At 66.7% G+C, this 17346-nt stretch carries 12 protein-coding genes; 2 read left to right on the top strand and 10 right to left on the bottom strand.

Going from position 1 to position 17346, the window contains the following annotated elements:
- Position 1: 1 nt before the first annotated feature.
- The 7 genes from PMI02_RS07435 to PMI02_RS07405 form a co-directional block, all read right to left on the bottom strand.
- Positions 2–2023: an acetyl/propionyl/methylcrotonyl-CoA carboxylase subunit alpha gene (locus PMI02_RS07435; RefSeq protein ID WP_007680988.1), complete on the bottom strand. Its 2022-nt coding sequence runs from the start codon at positions 2021–2023 to the stop codon at positions 2–4.
- Positions 2005–2808, bottom strand: coding sequence for an alpha/beta hydrolase (locus tag PMI02_RS07430; protein WP_238539018.1), 804 nt, complete (start codon positions 2806–2808; stop codon positions 2005–2007). Before PMI02_RS07430 ends, PMI02_RS07435 begins: the two co-directional genes overlap by 19 nt.
- Before the next feature lie 62 nt (positions 2809–2870).
- Positions 2871–3914: a biotin synthase BioB gene (gene bioB / locus PMI02_RS07425; RefSeq protein WP_007680986.1), complete on the bottom strand. Its 1044-nt coding sequence runs from the start codon at positions 3912–3914 to the stop codon at positions 2871–2873.
- A gap of 101 nt (positions 3915–4015) precedes the next feature.
- Positions 4016–6166, bottom strand: a complete 2151-nt coding sequence (gene scpA / locus PMI02_RS07420) for a methylmalonyl-CoA mutase (RefSeq protein WP_007680985.1) — start codon at positions 6164–6166, stop codon at positions 4016–4018.
- A 62-nt stretch (positions 6167–6228) separates the two neighbouring features.
- Positions 6229–6669, bottom strand: coding sequence for a methylmalonyl-CoA epimerase (gene mce / locus PMI02_RS07415; protein WP_007680984.1), 441 nt, complete (start codon positions 6667–6669; stop codon positions 6229–6231).
- Between the two features lie 6 nt (positions 6670–6675).
- Positions 6676–7857 carry a beta-ketothiolase BktB gene (bktB, locus tag PMI02_RS07410; protein WP_007680982.1) on the bottom strand — a complete coding sequence of 394 codons (1182 nt, stop codon included), beginning with the start codon at positions 7855–7857 and terminating at the stop codon, positions 6676–6678.
- A gap of 101 nt (positions 7858–7958) precedes the next feature.
- Positions 7959–9485 (bottom strand): acyl-CoA carboxylase subunit beta, encoded by a 1527-nt coding sequence (locus PMI02_RS07405; RefSeq protein WP_007680981.1) that lies wholly within the window; start codon positions 9483–9485, stop codon positions 7959–7961.
- 332 nt (positions 9486–9817) lie between these two features.
- Between PMI02_RS07405 and PMI02_RS07400 the strand changes: the two genes are divergently transcribed.
- On the top strand, positions 9818–10915 hold the full coding sequence (locus PMI02_RS07400) for an acyltransferase (protein ID WP_007680979.1): 1098 nt from the start codon (positions 9818–9820) through the stop codon (positions 10913–10915).
- 26 nt (positions 10916–10941) lie between these two features.
- Here the strand turns inward: PMI02_RS07400 and gor are convergent, their stop codons facing one another.
- Entirely contained in the window at positions 10942–12288 is a 1347-nt protein-coding gene (gene gor, locus PMI02_RS07395; RefSeq protein WP_007680976.1) for a glutathione-disulfide reductase, read from the bottom strand.
- Between the two features lie 240 nt (positions 12289–12528).
- Between gor and PMI02_RS07390 the strand changes: the two genes are divergently transcribed.
- Positions 12529–13185, top strand: coding sequence for an alpha/beta hydrolase (locus PMI02_RS07390; protein ID WP_007680974.1), 657 nt, complete (start codon positions 12529–12531; stop codon positions 13183–13185).
- Between the two features lie 64 nt (positions 13186–13249).
- Here PMI02_RS07390 and PMI02_RS07385 read toward each other — a convergent pair whose 3' ends face one another.
- The gene (locus tag PMI02_RS07385) at positions 13250–15505 is read right to left on the bottom strand and encodes a S8 family peptidase (protein ID WP_238539017.1); all 2256 of its coding nucleotides are present in this window, start codon (positions 15503–15505) and stop codon (positions 13250–13252) included.
- Between the two features lie 173 nt (positions 15506–15678).
- Positions 15679–17199: a glucose-6-phosphate isomerase gene (pgi, locus tag PMI02_RS07380; RefSeq protein WP_007680970.1), complete on the bottom strand. Its 1521-nt coding sequence runs from the start codon at positions 17197–17199 to the stop codon at positions 15679–15681.
- Positions 17200–17346 lie beyond the last annotated feature (147 nt).

The following is a 17346-nucleotide window of genomic DNA, read 5'->3' as shown; positions in this document are numbered from 1 at the left end:
GTCACTCCATTTCGAGGATGATCGCGTCGACGCGCAGGCTCTCGCCCGCCTTGGCGTTGACGGTCTTGACCGTGCCCGACTTCTCGGCGCGCAGGATGTTCTCCATCTTCATGGCTTCCACCACCGCGAGCGGCTGACCGGCCTCGACCTTGTCGCCCTCTCCGACATTGAGCGAGACGAGCAGGCCCGGCATCGGGCAGATCAGGAAGCGCGACAGATCGGGCGCGACCTTTTCGATCATGTGCTGCGTCAGCCCGGCGATGCGGGTGGGCAGGCAGGCGACCTTGTGGATCGCGCCGCGCGTGGTCATCTTGAAGCCGGTGCGGGTCACTTCCAGCTTGAGGATCAGTTCCTCGCCGTCGACCTCGGCCTCCACGAAGCGGTCGCCCGGCGTGTATTCGAGTTCAAGCTCGACCTCCTCGCCGTTCACGGTCAGCAGGTCCTCGTCGAGTTCCACCTCGTAGGCGGCGCCGTCGATGGTGACGGTCCATTCGCCCGGAGGGTCGAGCGGTCCGCCCAGCTGGCCCTCGACCCGGCGCGAGCGGTCGGCGCGCGCGGTGGCGACGAAGGCGGCGACGGCGGCGAGCTTGACCTTGAGGTCGTCCGACGCCGGGGCGCCGTGGAAGCCTTCGGGGTATTCCTCCGCGATGAAGCCGGTGGTCAGTTCGCCCGAGCGGAAGCGCGGGTGCTGCATGATGGCCGAGACGAAATCGATGTTGTGGCCCAAGCCCTCGATCTCGAAGGCGTCGAGCGCGGCGACCTGCTTGTCGGCGGCCTCGTCGCGCGTCTCGCCCCAGGTGATGAGCTTGGCGATCATCGGATCGTAGAACATCGAGACTTCGCCGCCTTCGTAGACGCCGTCATCCACGCGCACGCCGTCGATACCGCGGCGGCCATTGCCTTCCTCGTCCTCGGTCCAGCCTTCTACCGGCGGGTTGTAGCGCGACAGGCGCCCGGTGGAGGGCAGGAAGCCGCGATAGGGATCTTCGGCGTAGACGCGGTTCTCGATGGCCCAGCCCTCGATCTTGACGTCGTCCTGGGTAATTTCGAGCTTCTCGCCGGCGGCGACGCGGATCATCTGCTCGACGAGATCGATCCCGGTGATCGCCTCGGTGACGGGATGCTCCACCTGAAGACGGGTGTTCATCTCGAGGAAGTAGAAGCTCTCGCCCGTCGGGTCGGCGCCCGAGACGATCAGTTCCACGGTGCCGGCCGAATAGTAGCCGACCGCGCGCGACAGGGCGACGCACTGCTCGCCCATGGCCTTGCGCATCTTTTCCGTGACGAAGGGCGACGGCGCTTCCTCGACCACCTTCTGGTGGCGGCGCTGGATCGAGCATTCGCGCTCGTTCAGGTAAAGAATGTTGCCGTGCTTGTCGCCGAGGATCTGGATCTCGATGTGGCGCGGGTTGAGGATGAACTTCTCGATGAAGACGCGGTCGTCGCCGAAGGAGTTAAGACCCTCGCGCTTGGTGGCCTCGAAGCCCTCGCGCACGTCCTTCTCGTCGTAGGCGAGGCGCATGCCCTTGCCGCCACCGCCGGCAGACGCCTTCATCATCACCGGGTAGCCGATCTCGGCCGAGATGCGCACGGCATGCTCGGTATCCTCGATCTCGCCGACGAAGCCGGGGACGACGTTGACGCCGGCCGCCTTGGCGAGCTTCTTGGACTCGATCTTGTCACCCATCGCCGCGATCGCATTGACGGGAGGGCCGATGAATTCGATGCCCTCGGCGGCGAGCGCCTCTGCGAAGGAGGTGCGCTCCGACAGGAAGCCGTAGCCCGGGTGGACCGCTTCGGCGCCGGTCTGCTTGCAGGCGGCGATGATCTTGTCGGCGATCAGGTACGACTGCGCGGCCGGCGCCGGGCCGATGTGGACCGCCTCATCGGCCATCTGCACGAAGGGCGCGCGGGCGTCGGCGTCCGAATAGACGGCCACCGTCTGGATGCCCATGCGGCGCGCGGTCTTGATGACACGGCAGGCGATCTCGCCCCGGTTTGCGATCAGGATTTTTTTGAACATGGCACCTCGAAGCCCCATTCGGGGTCATGCTTGTTGTCGGTCGGGAACAGGAACTGCAGCGCCTGCGGCGAAAGGACGTGATAGGCCGTCGCGTGCGTCAGGTCCTCGCGCGGGACGAGGCAGACGAGCGGACCGCCGGCGTCAGCGACGCGCTGCGCGGCCTCGGCGGTTTCGGGGCCTTCGTTGGAGTACGTCAGGTACAGGGGGACGCTCGGCCGATTGGCGGAGACAAGCCCTGCAGCGGCCTTGGACAGCGCCCCGTCGTCCCACCACACGCTCGCGTCGACGGCGGCGTAGCGATGAAACAGGTCGGGCTCACGCAGCCACGTTTCGGTGATGAACAGGCCGGCCAGCGACTCGCCGATCACGCCGTCATCGCCGTTGGTGCGGTAGTTGGCCTCGACGAGCGGCTTGACCTTGTCGCGCAGGAAAGAGCGGAAAGCGGCCGACTGCCCGGCGGTGGGATACTGCTTGTGCTGCGCGGCGGTGCCCGGGCTGCCGATCAGTTCGGCCCGCCGGTCCTTGCTCTCGATCCCGACGACGATGACCGGCAGCGAGCGACCCCAGATGGCATTGAGAGCGCTGGTTCCGGCGACGTGGAGGAAGTCCTGCGAAAGCCCCCCGTCGATGAGATAGAGGACGGGATAGCGCGGGCTACCCTCGGAGTAGCCGTCGGGAAGATAGACGTTGACCTGCCGCACGTCGCCATCGGCGAAAGGTACGAGGCGGGTTTCGCCGATCGTGATCGGGGAAACGGCGGACGATGCGGCGGAAGGTGCAGCCACCGCAGCGCCCGGCGCGAAAAGCGGGCAGGACAACGCCAACAGCATTAATCCCACCCGGTTGATCACTCGGCAGCCTCCAGCTTCGCGCAGCCACGGGGCATCCGCTGGGCTTCCACCTGCCCCGGCGTGAGCTCGATGGCCATGGGCTTGAGGCCCAGGCGCGCGAACATCGCCAGGTCGTTGTCGTCGCCCGCGTTCGGCGCGGTAAGCAGCTTGTCGCCGGTGAAGATCGAGTTCGCGCCGGCCATGAAGCACATGGCCTGCGTCATCTCGGACATCGATTCGCGCCCCGCCGAGAGGCGCACCATCGAGCCCGGCATGGTGATCCGCGCGACCGCCACGGTGCGCACGAACTCCACGTCGTCGATCTTGGCGAGCGGGGTGTCGGCCAGCATGTCGCCCAGCACGGTGCCCTTGACCGGGACCAGCGCGTTGACCGGCACCGACTGCGGATGCTCCGGCAGCGTGGCGAGGGTGTGGACGAAGCCGACGCGGTCGGCGCGCGTCTCGCCCATGCCGACGATGCCGCCCGAGCAGACGTTGATCCCCGCCATGCGCACGTTCGACAGCGTGTCGAGGCGGTCGTCCATGGTGCGCGTGGTGATGACCTGGTCGTAGCGTTCGGGCGAAGTGTCGATGTTGTGGTTGTAGTAGTCGAGCCCGGCATCGGAAAGCATGTCCGCCTGCGCAGGGGTGAGCATGCCGAGCGTCATGCAGGTTTCCATGCCCATCGCGCGCACGCCCTTCACCATCTCGATGATGGCGGGCATGTCGCGGTCCTTGGGGTTGCGCCAGGCGGCGCCCATGCAGAAGCGGGTCGAGCCCTGGTCGGCGGCCTGCGCGGCGCGCTGGAGGACGGCCTGCACTTCCATCAGCTTGGTCGCCTTGACGCCGCTGTTGGCCGAAACCGACTGCGAGCAGTAGCCGCAGTCCTCCACGCAGCCGCCGGTCTTGATCGAGAGCAGCGTGGAAAGCTGGACCTCGTCGGCCTTGTGGCTGGCGCGGTGCACCTCGGCCGCGCGGAACACCAGTTCGGTGAACGGCAGGTCGAACAGTTCCGCGATCTCTTCACGGGTCCAGTCGGTACGGGGGGTGGTATCGATCATCGTCATTCCTCAGGCAACGCCGTCGGCACGTGGCGCCAAAGCCTCGCCATAGGGGCAAGCGCCGTCCCTTTCCAGTTCCGGAATGCCCCCTGCACCACGACTTACTCGGCAGCCTGAAGTTCGGAACCCAGCGGCGGCATGTTGTGGCCGAGCAGGCGCAGCACGTCGGCGGCGCATTCGACCACGTTCGAACCGGGGCCGTAGATGCCCTGGACGCCCGCGTTGCGCAGGTAATCGTAATCCTTCGCAGGAATGACGCCGCCGGCAATGACCTTGATGTCGCTACGGCCAGCATCGCGCAACTGCTGGATCAGTTCGGGGATCAACGTCTTGTGACCGGCCGCGAGGCTGGAGGCGCCGACGACGTCCACCTCGTTCTGGAGCGCCAGCACGACCGTCTCGTCCGGCGTCTGGAACAGCGGGCCGGAGACGACCTCGAAGCCCATGTCGCCAAAGGCCGAGGCGATGATGTTGGCGCCGCGATCATGGCCGTCCTGGCCCATCTTGGCGACGAGCAGCTTCGGTTTGCGGCCGAGGCGGCGTTCGACCGCCGCCACGCCGTCGAGCACCTGCTGCCAGCGGCTGTCGCCTTCGTAAGGCGCGCCGTAAACGCCCTTCACTGGGGTCGGCTGGGTGCCGTAGCGCTCGAAGCTCTCTTCCATGGCGGAGGAAATCTCGCCCAGCGTGGCGCGCGCGCGGGCGGCCTCGACCGCGAGCGCGAGGAGGTTGTTCTCTATGCTCGATTCTGCCGCCGCGCCGTCGCGCAGCGCATTCAGCGCCGCCTGGCATGCAGCCTCGTCACGGTCCGCCTTCATCTTGTTGATGCGGGCGATCTGGCCTTCTCGGACCTTTGCATTGTCGATGTCGAGCGTCTCGATCGCGTCCTCGCTGGCGAGGCGGTACTTGTTGACGCCGACGATCACGTCGTCACCTCGGTCGACCCGCGCCTGGCGGGCGGCGGCGGCGGTTTCGATCATCGCCTTGGGCCATCCGGCAGCGACAGCCTTGGCCATGCCGCCATCGGCCTGTACGCGCTCGATGATCTCCCAGGCCTGGTCGACCAGCTGCTGCGTGAGCGATTCGATGTAGTAGGACCCACCCAGCGGATCGACGACATTGCACATGCCGGTCTCCTCCTGGATGATGATCTGGGTGTTGCGGGCGATGCGCGCCGAGAAGTCCGTGGGCAGCGCGATCGCTTCGTCCAGCGCGTTGGTGTGGAGCGACTGGGTCCCGCCCAGCATCGAGGCCATCGCCTCGATCGTGGTGCGGATGACGTTGTTGTAAGGGTCCTGCTCCTGCAGCGACACGCCCGAGGTCTGGCAGTGGGTGCGCAGCATCTTGCTACGCTCGTCCTTGGCGCCCAGTTCGGTCATCACCCGGTGCCACAGCACGCGCGCGGCGCGCAGCTTGGCCACTTCCATGAAGAAGTTCATGCCGATCGCGAAGAAGAACGAGAGGCGACCCGCGAACTTGTCGATGTCGAGGCCCGAGGCGACGCCGTATTTCACGTATTCGGCGCCGTCGGCGATGGTGAATGCCAGTTCCTGCACCTGCGTCGCGCCGGCTTCCTGCATGTGATAGCCGGAAATCGAGATCGAGTTGAACTTGGGCATCTCGCGGCTGGTGTAGCCGAAGATGTCCGAGATGATCCGCATGCTCGGCTCGGGTGGGTAGATGTAAGTGTTGCGGACCATGAACTCCTTGAGGATGTCGTTCTGGATGGTCCCGTCGAGCAGCTTGCGGTCGACGCCCTGTTCCTCGCCCGCGACGATGAAGAAGGCCAGGATCGGGATCACCGCGCCGTTCATCGTCATCGAGACCGACATCTTGTCGAGCGGGATGCCGTCGAACAGGATCTTCATATCCTCGACGGAATCAATGGCGACGCCGGCCTTGCCGACGTCACCGACGACCCGCGGGTGGTCGCTGTCGTAGCCGCGGTGAGTGGCGAGGTCGAAGGCGACCGACAGGCCCTTCTGCCCCGCCGCGAGGTTGCGGCGGTAGAAGGCGTTCGATTCCTCGGCGGTGGAGAAACCGGCGTACTGGCGGATGGTCCAGGGGCGGCCCGCGTACATCGAGGCGCGAACGCCGCGCGTGAAGGGCGCGAAGCCGGGGAGCCCCGGATCGACGGCCACGTCCTCGGCGGTGTAGAGCGGCTTGACCGCGATACCCTCGGGCGTGTTCCAGGTCAGGTCCTTGCCCTTGACCTCCTTGTCCGCCGCTGCCTGCCAGTCGTTGATGTCAGCCATGTTCGCATTCCTCGGATCGCCCCGCCCGTCATGTCGATCGGGGGCGGGGTCTTCGGGTCAAATCAGTGATGGGTGCCCTTGGGCGTTTCCATGATCTCGGTGAGCTGCCCGCCCATGTCCTTGGGGTGGACGAAGAAGATCATGGTGCCGTGCGCGCCGATGCGCGGCTCTCCGAGCACCCGCTTGCCCTGGCTTTCGAACCAGGCCTTTGCCTCGCCGATGTCCGGCACTTCGTAACATAGGTGGTGCTGGCCCCCGAGCGGGTTCTTTTCCAGCCACTTGCCGACAGCCGAGTCCGCAACCGTCGGCTGGAGCAGTTCGATCTGCGTACCGGCGGTGCCGTTTTCGCCCGGCGTATTGACGAAGCAGACGCGCACCTGCTGGCTTTCGAGCACGAAGGGCTCGGTCACGTCGGTGGCGCCCATCACGTCCTTGTAGAACGCGATCGAGGCGTCGAGGTCGGGCGTGGCGACGCCGATGTGGTTGAGGCGACCGAGCTTCATGTCAGATTACTCCACGTTCTCGATGACCATGGCGATGCCCTGCCCGCCACCGATGCACATCGTGATGAGGCCGTACTTGCCGCCGGTGCGCTTGAGTTCATAGGCGCACTTGATGGTGAGCATGCAGCCCGTCGCGCCGACCGGGTGGCCGATCGAGACGCCCGAGCCGTTGGGGTTCACCTTCTCGGGATCGAAGCCGAGCACCTTGGCGACGGCGCAGGCCTGCGCGGCGAAAGCCTCGTTGCTCTCGATCACGTCGATCTGCTCTAGGCCAAGGCCGGCGCGCTTGAGCGCGATCGGCACGGCGTGGATCGGGCCTTCGCCCATGTAGGCGGGATCGACGCCGGCGTGGCCCCAGGCGACGATCTTCGCGAGCGGCTTGAGGCCGCGCTTCTCGACCTCGGCGCCGGTCGCGAGCACCACGGCGGCGGCGCCGTCGTTGATGCCGCTGGCGTTGCCGGCAGTGACCGAACCGTCCTTCTTGAAGGCAGGCTTCATCGCGCCCAGCGTCTCGACGGTGGTGTCGGCGCGGACGTGCTCGTCGGTGTCGAAGACGGTGACGCCCTTGCGGGTCTTCACTTCGACGGGAAGGATTTGCTCCTTGAAGCGGCCCTCGGCGATGGCTTTGGCGGCACGCTGGTGGCTGGTCGCGGCGAGCGTGTCCATGTCGGTGCGCGAGACCTGATGGCGCTCCGCCACGTTCTCGGCGGTGATGCCCATGTGGTAGCCGCCGATCGCGTCCGACAGGCCAAGCGTCAGCGCGTCTTCCTGGGTGTTGGCGCCCATCTTCCGGCCCCAGCGCACGCCGTGGTCATGGTAGGGGACGTTCGACATCGATTCCGCGCCGCCGGCCAAGGTGACCGAGGCCTCGCCCAGCTTCATCATCTGCGCGGCCGAGACGATCGCCTGCACGCCCGAACCACAGAGACGGTTTAGCGTGAGCGCGGGAGTGGCAAGCGGGACGCCGGCGTTGATGCCGATGACGCGGCTGAGCATCTCGTCCTTGGCGCTGGTCGGCATGACCTGGCCGATCACGACATGCTCGACTGCCTCGGGCTCGATCCCCGCGCGCTTCAGCGCCTCGGTGGCGACGAGGCCGCCGAGCTCCGAAGGCATGAAGCTCTTGAGCGAACCGCCGAAGTCGCCGACTGCCGTGCGCACGCCGCTGACGATGTAGATGTCTTCCATGACCTGACTTCCCAATCCCTTGTTCTTGGTTCCGAATGGAGGCCTTTTCGCCCTCCGCCCGCGATCACGGTACTCTCAAAAAGGACACCGACCGGCCGCCGTCACAGCGGGATGTTGTCGTGCTTCTTCCAGGGGTTCTCGAGAACCTTGTTGCTCAGCTTGCGCAGGCCCAGTGCGATGCGCCGACGGGTCGAGTGCGGGTAGATGACCTCGTCGATGTAGCCCCGGCTCGCCGCCACGAAGGGATTGGCGAAGCGGTCCTCGTATTCCTTGGTCTTGGCGGCGATACCTTCGGCGTCCTGGCCGCGGAAGATGATCTCCACCGCGCCCTTGGCGCCCATCACCGCGATCTCGGCAGTGGGCCAGGCGTAGTTGAGGTCGCCGCGAAGGTGCTTCGAGCTCATGACGTCGTAGGCGCCGCCGTAAGCCTTGCGGGTGATGACGGTGATCTTGGGCACGGTCGCCTCGGCATAGGCGAACAGGAGCTTGGCGCCGTGCTTGATGATGCCGTCGTGCTCCTGGTCGGTGCCGGGCAGGAAGCCGGGCACGTCGACGAAGGTGACGATCGGGATGTTGAAAGCGTCGCAGAAGCGCACGAACCGCGCGGCCTTCTTCGACGAGTTGATGTCGAGCACGCCCGCCAGCACCATCGGCTGGTTGGCGACGATGCCCACCGTCTTGCCCTCGACGCGGCCGAAGCCGATCAGGATGTTGCCCGCGTGGAGCGGCTGCAGTTCGAAGAACTCGCCTTCGTCCAGAGTCTTACGCAGCACTTCGTGCATGTCGTAGGGCTGGTTCGCGCTCGGCGGGATGATCGTGTCGAGGCTGGGCTCGAGACGGTCCCAGGCATCCGCGCAGGGGCGCTCCGGCGCGTCGTCGCGGTTGGACGAGGGCAGGAAGTCGAAGAAGTCGCGCGCGGCCAGCAGCGCCTCGATGTCGTTCTCGAGCGCGAGGTCGGAGACCGAGGTCTTGCTGGAGTGCGTGATCGCACCGCCCAGTTCTTCCTGCGTGACGACCTCGTTGGTGACCGTCTTGACCACTTCCGGGCCGGTCACGAACATGTACGAGCTGTCCTTCACCATGAAGATGAAGTCGGTCATGGCAGGCGAATAGACCGCGCCGCCCGCGCAGGGCCCCATGATGAGCGAAAGCTGCGGCACCACGCCCGAGGCGAGGACGTTGCGCTGGAACACGTCGGCATAACCGCCGAGCGAGGCCACGCCTTCCTGGATGCGCGCGCCGCCCGAATCGTTGAGGCCGATGACAGGCGCGCCGACCTTGAGCGCGGCGTCCATCACCTTGCAGATCTTCTGCGCGTGGCGGGCCGAAAGCGAGCCGCCGAACACCGTGAAGTCCTGGCTGAACACGTAGACGAGACGACCGTTGATGGTGCCCGAACCCGTGACCACGCCGTCGCCGGGGATCTTCTGGTCCTGCATGCCGAAGTCGACGCAGTCATGCTCGACGTAGAGGTCCATCTCCTCGAAGCTGTCCTCGTCGAGCAGCACGTCGAGACGTTCGCGCGCGGTGAGCTTGCCCTTGGCGTGCTGCGCATCGATACGCCTCTGTCCGCCGCCCAGCTTGGCGGCCGACCGGCGCTTCTCCATTTCGGCGATATTGGCTGACATCCGGCTTCCCTTGTCCCCAGTGGTTCCAGTGTGCGGTTCCAGCATGGAATGCTGTACCGCTAAAGGCATCCGGAGGCGCCGAGGTCAACCGTTTTAATCGCCCGGTTAAGACAAATCGCAGGTGACTTTCACCTATATCCGTCAGGCGATATGCGGCGATGCACCCGACCGGCCAGGCTCGCATCATACCTGGCAGACGGCCTCGCACAGCCGCCGGCCCGTCTCTTGCCGCTTGCCTTGCGGCAGCGCAGCAATGATGCATCCTCGGTATTCGGGCGAACACGTAATTTAAGCCAGCCACGATCCGCGAGCATCCCAGAGGGCGAACACGCATGATCAGCAAAAGAGCTTACGTCCCCGCGATCGATGTCGTGCGCTGCTTCGCTGCCCTCAGCGTGACGCTTTTCCATCTCGCGATCACGTGGCCGCACGCGGCGGTGCCATTGAAGGTACTGCCGCCCTACCCGGACATGTCGTTTCTCAACGGCTACCTCTATTTCGGATTTGTCGGCGTCGAGATATTCTTTGTCATCAGCGGCTTCGTCATCGCCGCCTCCTGCCAGGGACGGCGGCCGGGCGACTTCTTCGTCGGCCGCGCCCTGCGCATCCTCCCGCTGTTGTGGACAGTCGTGCTTGCGGAGACCGTCATCTATCTTGCCGGCGGCGCGCCGTTGACGCCCACTCTGGTGGCTGCGTTCCGCTCCATGACCATCTGGCCCAATGGCGGCTGGCTCAACTCCGTGGTCTGGACGCTAGTGCCGGAATGCGTGTTCTACGCCATCATATGGGCCAGCCTGACGACGCGGGTGAGCACCGAGCGCGCATTGATCGCCATCGCCTATGCCCTGGCGATCGGCTGCGGCGCTTTCCAGCTGTTCTCACTGGCGTTCGGATCGCCCGGCGGGTTCCTGCCAACCTTCCTTCTGCTACGCCACGGTGCCCATTTTGCACTCGGAATAGCACTGTGGGCTCGCTCGCGCGGACAGGCCGGGCTGCTGCCGATCTTCTGTATGGCGATCCCGGGAGCGCTGCTGGAGATCTACCAACAAACCCTCGCCTATGGGCAGGACGCGCATGTGTTCTACACGGCCGCCCTGCCCGCCGCGGTCTGGGCAGCGGCGGTCGTCCTGATCGCCTATGCCTCGAAACGGCCGTCTGCAGAGCTCAAGCCCTGGGTGCGGATCGCCGGACTGGTGACCTTCCCGATCTATCTCCTGCACAAGACCTGCGGCGCGCTGATCGTGGCCGCCGCCTTTGCGGCCGGCGTTCCCGCGATCCCGGCAGTGGCGCTCGGCATGATCGCCACCGTGGCAATCGCCTGGGCCCTCGTCGAGTTCGTCGAGCCGATCCTGCGCCCGATCTTCCGCAAGGGTCTCGAGCTCGTCGCGCGCAATCTTAACTTCGCGCGGTTCGCGGTGCCGCGCCCCTAGACCTATGTCCGGGGCGCTGCCCGGCGTCACTTCATCAGCACGAGTTCCTCGGCCATCGTCGGGTGGATGGCGACGGTGGCGTCGAAGTCGGCCTTGGTGAGGCCCGCCTTCACCGCCACGGCGGCGGCCTGCATGATCTCGGGTGCGTCGGTGCCGATCATATGGATGCCCAACACCCGCTCGGTCGAGGCTTCGCACACCATCTTGTACAGCGAGCGTTCGTTGCGGTGGGCGACGACGTTCTTCATCGCCCGGAAGTCGCTCATGTAGACCTTCACCGAGCCATACTTCGCCGTAGCCTCGGCTTCGGTCAGGCCGACGGCGGCGATCGGCGGATGGCTGAACACGGCCGAGGGCACGCACGAATAGTCCACCGTCGTCGGCTTGCCGCCGAACACGGTGTCGGCGAAGGCCTGTCCTTCGCGGATGGCGACGGGGGTCAGCTGGATGCGGTCGGTGACGTCGCCCACGGCGTAGACGCTCTCGATGTTGGTGCGCGAGTTCTCGTCGACCGCGATAGCGCCGCGCTCGTTGAGCTCGATGCCAACGTCCTCGAGGCCCAGGCCCTCGATGTTGGGGACGCGGCCCGTGGCGAAGAGCACGCAGTCGACCTCGATCGGCTCGTGGTTGCTCATGAAGACGAGCAGCGTGCCGTCGGCGTTCTTCTCGATCTTCTCGAAATTGGCGTTGAAGCGGAAGTCGATGCCCTTGATCATCGAGATCTGGAGCAGGCGGTCGCGCACGGTCTCGTCGTAGCCGCGCAGCAGCTGGTCGGAGCGGTTCATCAGCGTGACCTTGGCGCCGAACTGGTGGAAGATGCCCGCGAACTCGTTGGCGATGTAGCCCGCGCCCGCGATCAGCACGCGCTTCGGGATCGCATTGAGGTGGAACGCCTCGTTCGAAGTGATGCCGTGTTCGTGGCCGGGGCACGAGGGGACGTGCGGACGGGCGCCGGTGCAGATGAGGATGTGCCTGGCGGTCTTCTTCTCGCCGCTGGCCAGCGTGACCTCGTGCGGGCCGGTGATCGTCGCGCGCTCGTGGAATATCTCGACGTTGTTGTTCTCGAGCGTCTGTGTGTAGAGGCCGTTGATGCGGTCGACGTCGCCCAGCACGTTGTCGCGCAGCTTGATCCAGTCGAACTTGCACTCGCCCACTTCCCAGCCGAAGTGCCGCGCATCCTCGAGATCCTCGGCGAAGTGGGCGCCGTAGACGAGCATCTTCTTCGGCACGCAGCCGCGGATCACGCAGGTCCCGCCGACGCGGAACTCCTCGGCCACCGCCACCCTCGCGCCATACGCCGCAGCCACGCGACTCGCGCGCACGCCGCCCGAGCCGGCGCCGATGGTGAAGAGGTCGTAGTCGTAGTCGGCCATGCGCGAATGCTCCGGGTGCTGCAGATGTTCTTTCGGTGGCGGCATATGGGACATGGTCCGGGCGATTGCCAGCGACGAGCGCTCCGTTCAGGCGCGATCGAGGTCGTTTCGATCCGGCGTGGTCGATGCTCCGCTGGTCGCGCATCGAGAGGGAACATATTGTCAATCAAATCGGTTGAGTTTATATGCAGCGCATGTTGTTCTTCAACGGGACAGCGCAAGACGACTGGGAGATCACCGATGGCACGTTCGAACACCGCCGCAGTGAGCAAGCAGGAACCCTTGGTTCTACTCGTGCCCGGCCTGGAAGGCAGCGGCCCCGGCCACTGGCAGCGCCGCTGGGCTGAGGAACTGGACAATTGCCAGATCGCGGAACTCGGCAGCTGGAGCACGCCGCACCGCAATACCTGGATCAACCGCCTGAACCTGGCCGTCCACAATGCCGGCCGGCCCGTCGTGCTGGTTGCGCACAGCCTCGGGTGTATCCTCACCGCGTGGTGGTCCAAGTTCGAGCAGCCCGGCTGGGCGAACCCGGTCGCGGGTGCGCTGCTGGTCGCGCCGCCCGAGGTCGATTTCTTCCCCCGCGACGACCGGCTCACCCCCTTCGCGCCGACCCCGGCGGACGGGCTGCCCTTCCCCTCGATTCTCGTAGGCAGCCGCAACGATCCGTGGATCGGCTTCGAGACCGCCCGGCGGCTCGCGAAGCAGTGGGGCAGCGATTTCGTCGATGCGGGCGAGGCCGGGCACATCAATGCCGACTCGGGTCTTGGCAGCTGGGACGACGGCAAACGCCTTCTCGCCCGCCTGCTCGACGGGCTTGGTGACCGCAGCGCGGCCCCCCAGGGCTTGCGCCCCACCAATGCCGACTGGTCCGAGGGCCTCGAATTTCGCGCCTGAGCTGCGCATGACGGGCCCCTTGCAGGGCGCCGGGGCGGGTTTCATGCCCGTCCCGGCGTAGTCCTCAAGGCAGCGTCAATCGCCAGGTGCCGAGCGCGCGGACGTCCGATACGCCTACGTTCGCGGCCAGCCCCACGCGCAGCTGCGAGTGTTCGCCGCCGCGCTCGAATCCGAAGGTCACCAGCGGGTCGATCCGTCCGCCGAAGTCCACGCTGCGGTTGGTGAACAGCAGCGAGCGGCTGGCGAGATCGTAGCCCGAGCCCACCGTGTACGTGCCCTCGCCCGAGATCACCGTCAGCGGCTGCGCGATGCCGAACGTCATGCGTCCGCCGCCCAGCGCGCGGCCAGCGGTGAGCCCGAAGCGATTGGTCACCATAGTGCCGGCATGGGTCAACAGCATGTCCCCGGCCATGTCGAGCTGCGTGGCGCCGAGGCTGGCGTAGCCCGACAAATGCCAGCGGCCGAGGCTGAGGTCCTGCGAGGCTTCGGCGAAGACCGTGCGCGCGCCGTCGCCGAAACGCAGTGCGCCCGATCCCGTGGGCGTCCCGAAGACGACGCCCTGCTCGTCGATCATGCCGGTCTTGAAGGTGGTTCCGCTCGTCCGCCACGACACTACCGCGCCGCGCGCCGAGCCGTAGTCGGTCCGCCCGCCCACCGTCTCCACCCCGAGCACGCCGCCCGCCAGCGGATAGCGCGCCCCGACGGCGAGGTTGGCGACCGGGGAATAGGCGAAGACGGCGTCCGCGCTGGGCGCGAGGCCCAGGAACTCGTCGGCCACGGCGTCGGTGGAATTGAGCGAGGCGGTGAGCCAGGCCTTGCCGCTGCGCACCGCGACTTCGCCGCTGGTCAGCATGGTGCGCAGCTGCTCCACCCCCGCGGCGTCACGGTAGCCCGAGCGCAGCGACGTGAACCCGGCGCTCGCGCGCAGCTGCGGCGTCGCGATCGATGCCGCGCCGGCGTTGGCCTGCACCTGCACGCGCCGGTCGAGCCACCGGCTGTCCGCGCCCGGCCTGACGACGAGGCCCGACAGATCGCCGCTGAAGTCGCGGCCATAGGCGTCGAGCACGGTGACCGAACCCAGTGCCTTGGCGGCGAAGCCCGAGGCCCCGACCGCGCCCGGCAGGACCATCGCCGTGCCCGCCACCGAAGTCTGCGCCGCGCCGTTCGACAGCGTCGGATTGACGGGCGAGAGGGCAGCCCTCACGTCGATGAGCCCGTGGCCGAACACCGGGTCCACGCCCGCCGCGCCGATGTCGCGCGCGGTGTTCAGGATGACCTGCCCGGCCTGGACGCCCGAAAGCTGCGGCCACTTGCTCAGGATCAGCGCGGCCAGCCCGCTGACCTGCGGCGCCGCCGAACTGGTGCCGCCGAAGAACACAAGCGATCCATCGACCGCCTGCGCGGCATTGGTGCCCATTGCCCCGACGCAGCGGTCCATCGCCCTCGTCCCGCACTGGTTCGAGTAGCTGGCCAGCTGGTAGCTGGTCTCGTTGTCGTCGAGCGCGACCACGAAAAGCCAGCCGTCGCGATTGGACGCGTCGAGGTCGAGATATCCGTCGGCATTGGCCCCGGTCTCGTTGCCCGCCGAGTTGACGAACAGCCCCCCGGTGGCGGCGTACCCGGCAATCATGCGTGTCCACGCCGCATCGGCAACTTCGGCATCGACTTTGGCGAACGAGGCGTTGATGACCTTGATGCCCAGGGCGCCTGCGTAGGTCACTGCCTCCTCCAGCCCTATGCCCAGCGTCTCGCGGTCGTCCTCCACGGTCGTGTCGAGGTTGATCTCGCTGATGCGCAGGGCCACGATCTCCGCGCCCGGCGCGATGCCCTGGATCCCGCTGCCGTTGTTGAGACCCGCGATGACGGTCGCGACCGCGGTGCCGTGGTCGGCCTCGTCGTCGCCGATGACGTTACGGTCGCGGGTGACGCCGCCCTGGGTGAGCGTGCCGTAATCGCGGCTGAGGGACGAAATCTTGCCGCTCAGCTCGCTGACCGACTTCACGCCGTCGTCGATCACGGCCACCTTCACGCCCTGCCCGGTCCAACCATTGTCGAGGGCATATAGCGCGTTGACGTATTCGAAGGCGGTGTAGTTGCGCCGGAACTCCGTGTCGTCCTGCGACGAGCGGGTCGGCTGCTGCGCGCGCGGCGTGATGACGTAGCCGGGCGGCGGCGGCGTGGGGGTCGGCGTCGGAGCCGGCGTGGGTGTCGGAGTAGGGGCCGGGATGGGAGTGGGAGTCGATCCCACGCCGCCGCCGCCGCCGCCTCCGCAGGCCGACACGGCGAGCGCCAGAAGGCTCACCGCTATCGCACCGCGCACTCTGCCCGCCGGGCCCGCCACCCCGTTTGCCATTTCCCCCCGTCTACCCTTCCCCGTGAACCGCCCCCGCCGCATCGCACCGCGGCGGGCCGGTCGATCAAGCCCAGGTCTCTATCATAGAGCCCAAATGCTTGTCGCTTGGTGAAAAGTTGGTGAGGGAATGGACAGTTTTCCTAGTTGATACCTGCCAGCGCCAGCAGCGCTTCGGTCGAGGGGTCGAACTTGGTGCCGCCCTGCTCGATCTGCTTGGCGATTTCCTTGCCGAGTTCCACGCCGAACTGGTCGAAGGGGTTGATGCCCATCAGCACGGCATTGGCGAAGGTGCGATGCTCGTGGAAGGCCACCAGCGCGCCGAAAGTGGCCGGAGTCACTTCGTCGAGCAGGATCGTCGCCGAGGGACGGTCGCCCGGATAGGCGCGCGCGGGGTCCTCGCTCGCCTTGCCGGCCATCAGCGCCGCGCCCTGCGCGAAGCAGTTCGACAGCAGGATGCGGTGATGCTCGAACGCGAGGTCGTGGCCGGGCATGATCGAGGCGATGAAGTCCACCGGCACGAGGTTGGTGCCCTGGTGCAGCAGCTGGAACACCGCGTGCTGCGCATCGGTGCCCACGCCGCCCCAGGTGATCGGCGCGGTCGGCCCGTCTGCAGGCGAGCCGTCGACCTTCACGCTTTTGCCGTTCGATTCCATCTCGAGCTGCTGGAGATAGTCCGGCAGCAGCGCCAGCCGCTCGTCATAGGCGAAGACGCCGCGCGTCTGGCAGCCGCGCAGGCGCGTGTAATACTGGTCGCCGAACGCGGCACGCAGCGGCAGGTTGGCCATGCCGTCGGTGTCGCGGAAGTGCTCGTCCATCGCGGCGGCGCCGGCAAGGAACTCGGCGAAATCGGGCCAGCCCAGCGCCATGGCGACGGGGAAGCCGATCGACGACCACAGCGAGTAACGCCCGCCGACGCTCTCGGAAAACGGCAGGATGCGGGTTTCGTCCACGCCCCACTCGATCGCCTTCTCGGGCGCAGCGGTGAGCGCGACGACCCGGCCGTAGGGGTCCTCCACGCCGTTCTCGCGCAGCCAGATCAGCGCGCTTTCGGCGTTGGTCATGGTCTCGATGGTGGTGAAGGTCTTGGAGGCGACCGCCAGCATCGTCGTCGCCGGGTCGCAGCCCGCGAACGCCTGTTCCAGCGCGCAGCCGTCGATGTTGGAGACGACGTGGACGTCCACCAGCGCGCCTTCGCGGGCCAGCGCGTCGATCGCCAGCGCGGGCCCGAGCGCCGAGCCGCCGATGCCGATGTGGATCAGGTGCTTGACCTCGCCCATCGCGCCGCGGTGGATGGCCTCGACGATGGCGGCCATGCGGTGATGGTTTTCAGCCGCGAGCTGGACGCTCTCTTCCTTGCCGACGCCGCGCTGGGCGGTGTGCTCGGCGGCGCGGCCCTCGGTGGTGTTGACGATCTCGCCGTCGAACAGCGCGGCGCGGCGGCCATCGAAGTTCATCACTTCGGCCAGTTCCTCGAACGCGGCGACATGCGCGGCATCGAGGTGGGTCTTCGACCAGTCGAACAGAATGCCGGTCGAGCTTTCCTCGTCGCCCATGTCGATGCGGGTGGCGAAAGTGTCGAGGCGATCGGGATCGGCGCCGAAAAGCGCCTTGAGAGTCGGCTTGTCCAGCCCCTGCAGCTTTTTCCAGACCGCTTCGCTCATGCCGTACGTCTCCTGTTGAGCATTTCGGCCGCCTTATGCGTTCCGCAACTGCGAAATCCAAGCGCGACTTGTGCAATTATCGGTCGGTGTCACACCTTCGTGGGGATCGCACTTGACGGGAGCGGGCGCGCGTGGGCAAGGGTTTGA

The sequence above is a fragment of the Novosphingobium sp. AP12 genome, assembly GCF_000281975.1.
In the GTDB taxonomy this organism is placed as follows: Bacteria; Pseudomonadota; Alphaproteobacteria; order Sphingomonadales; family Sphingomonadaceae; genus Novosphingobium.
This window is presented reverse-complemented; position numbering and strand designations above follow the sequence as displayed.

Excerpts from the sequence above, each read along its gene's own strand:
- PMI02_RS07400 (WP_007680979.1), top strand. The coding sequence starts at position 9,818 with ATGATCAGCAAAAGAGCTTACGTCCCCGCGATCGATGTCGTGCGCTGC.
- gor (WP_007680976.1), bottom strand. The coding sequence starts at position 12,288 with ATGGCCGACTACGACTACGACCTCTTCACCATCGGCGCCGGCTCGGGC.
- PMI02_RS07435 (WP_007680988.1), bottom strand. The coding sequence starts at position 2,023 with ATGTTCAAAAAAATCCTGATCGCAAACCGGGGCGAGATCGCCTGCCGT.
- mce (WP_007680984.1), bottom strand. The coding sequence starts at position 6,669 with ATGAAGCTCGGTCGCCTCAACCACATCGGCGTCGCCACGCCCGACCTC.
- PMI02_RS07405 (WP_007680981.1), bottom strand. The coding sequence starts at position 9,485 with ATGTCAGCCAATATCGCCGAAATGGAGAAGCGCCGGTCGGCCGCCAAG.
- bioB (WP_007680986.1), bottom strand. The coding sequence starts at position 3,914 with ATGATCGATACCACCCCCCGTACCGACTGGACCCGTGAAGAGATCGCG.
- scpA (WP_007680985.1), bottom strand. The coding sequence starts at position 6,166 with ATGGCTGACATCAACGACTGGCAGGCAGCGGCGGACAAGGAGGTCAAG.
- bktB (WP_007680982.1), bottom strand. The coding sequence starts at position 7,857 with ATGGAAGACATCTACATCGTCAGCGGCGTGCGCACGGCAGTCGGCGAC.
- pgi (WP_007680970.1), bottom strand. The coding sequence starts at position 17,199 with ATGAGCGAAGCGGTCTGGAAAAAGCTGCAGGGGCTGGACAAGCCGACT.
- PMI02_RS07390 (WP_007680974.1), top strand. The coding sequence starts at position 12,529 with ATGGCACGTTCGAACACCGCCGCAGTGAGCAAGCAGGAACCCTTGGTT.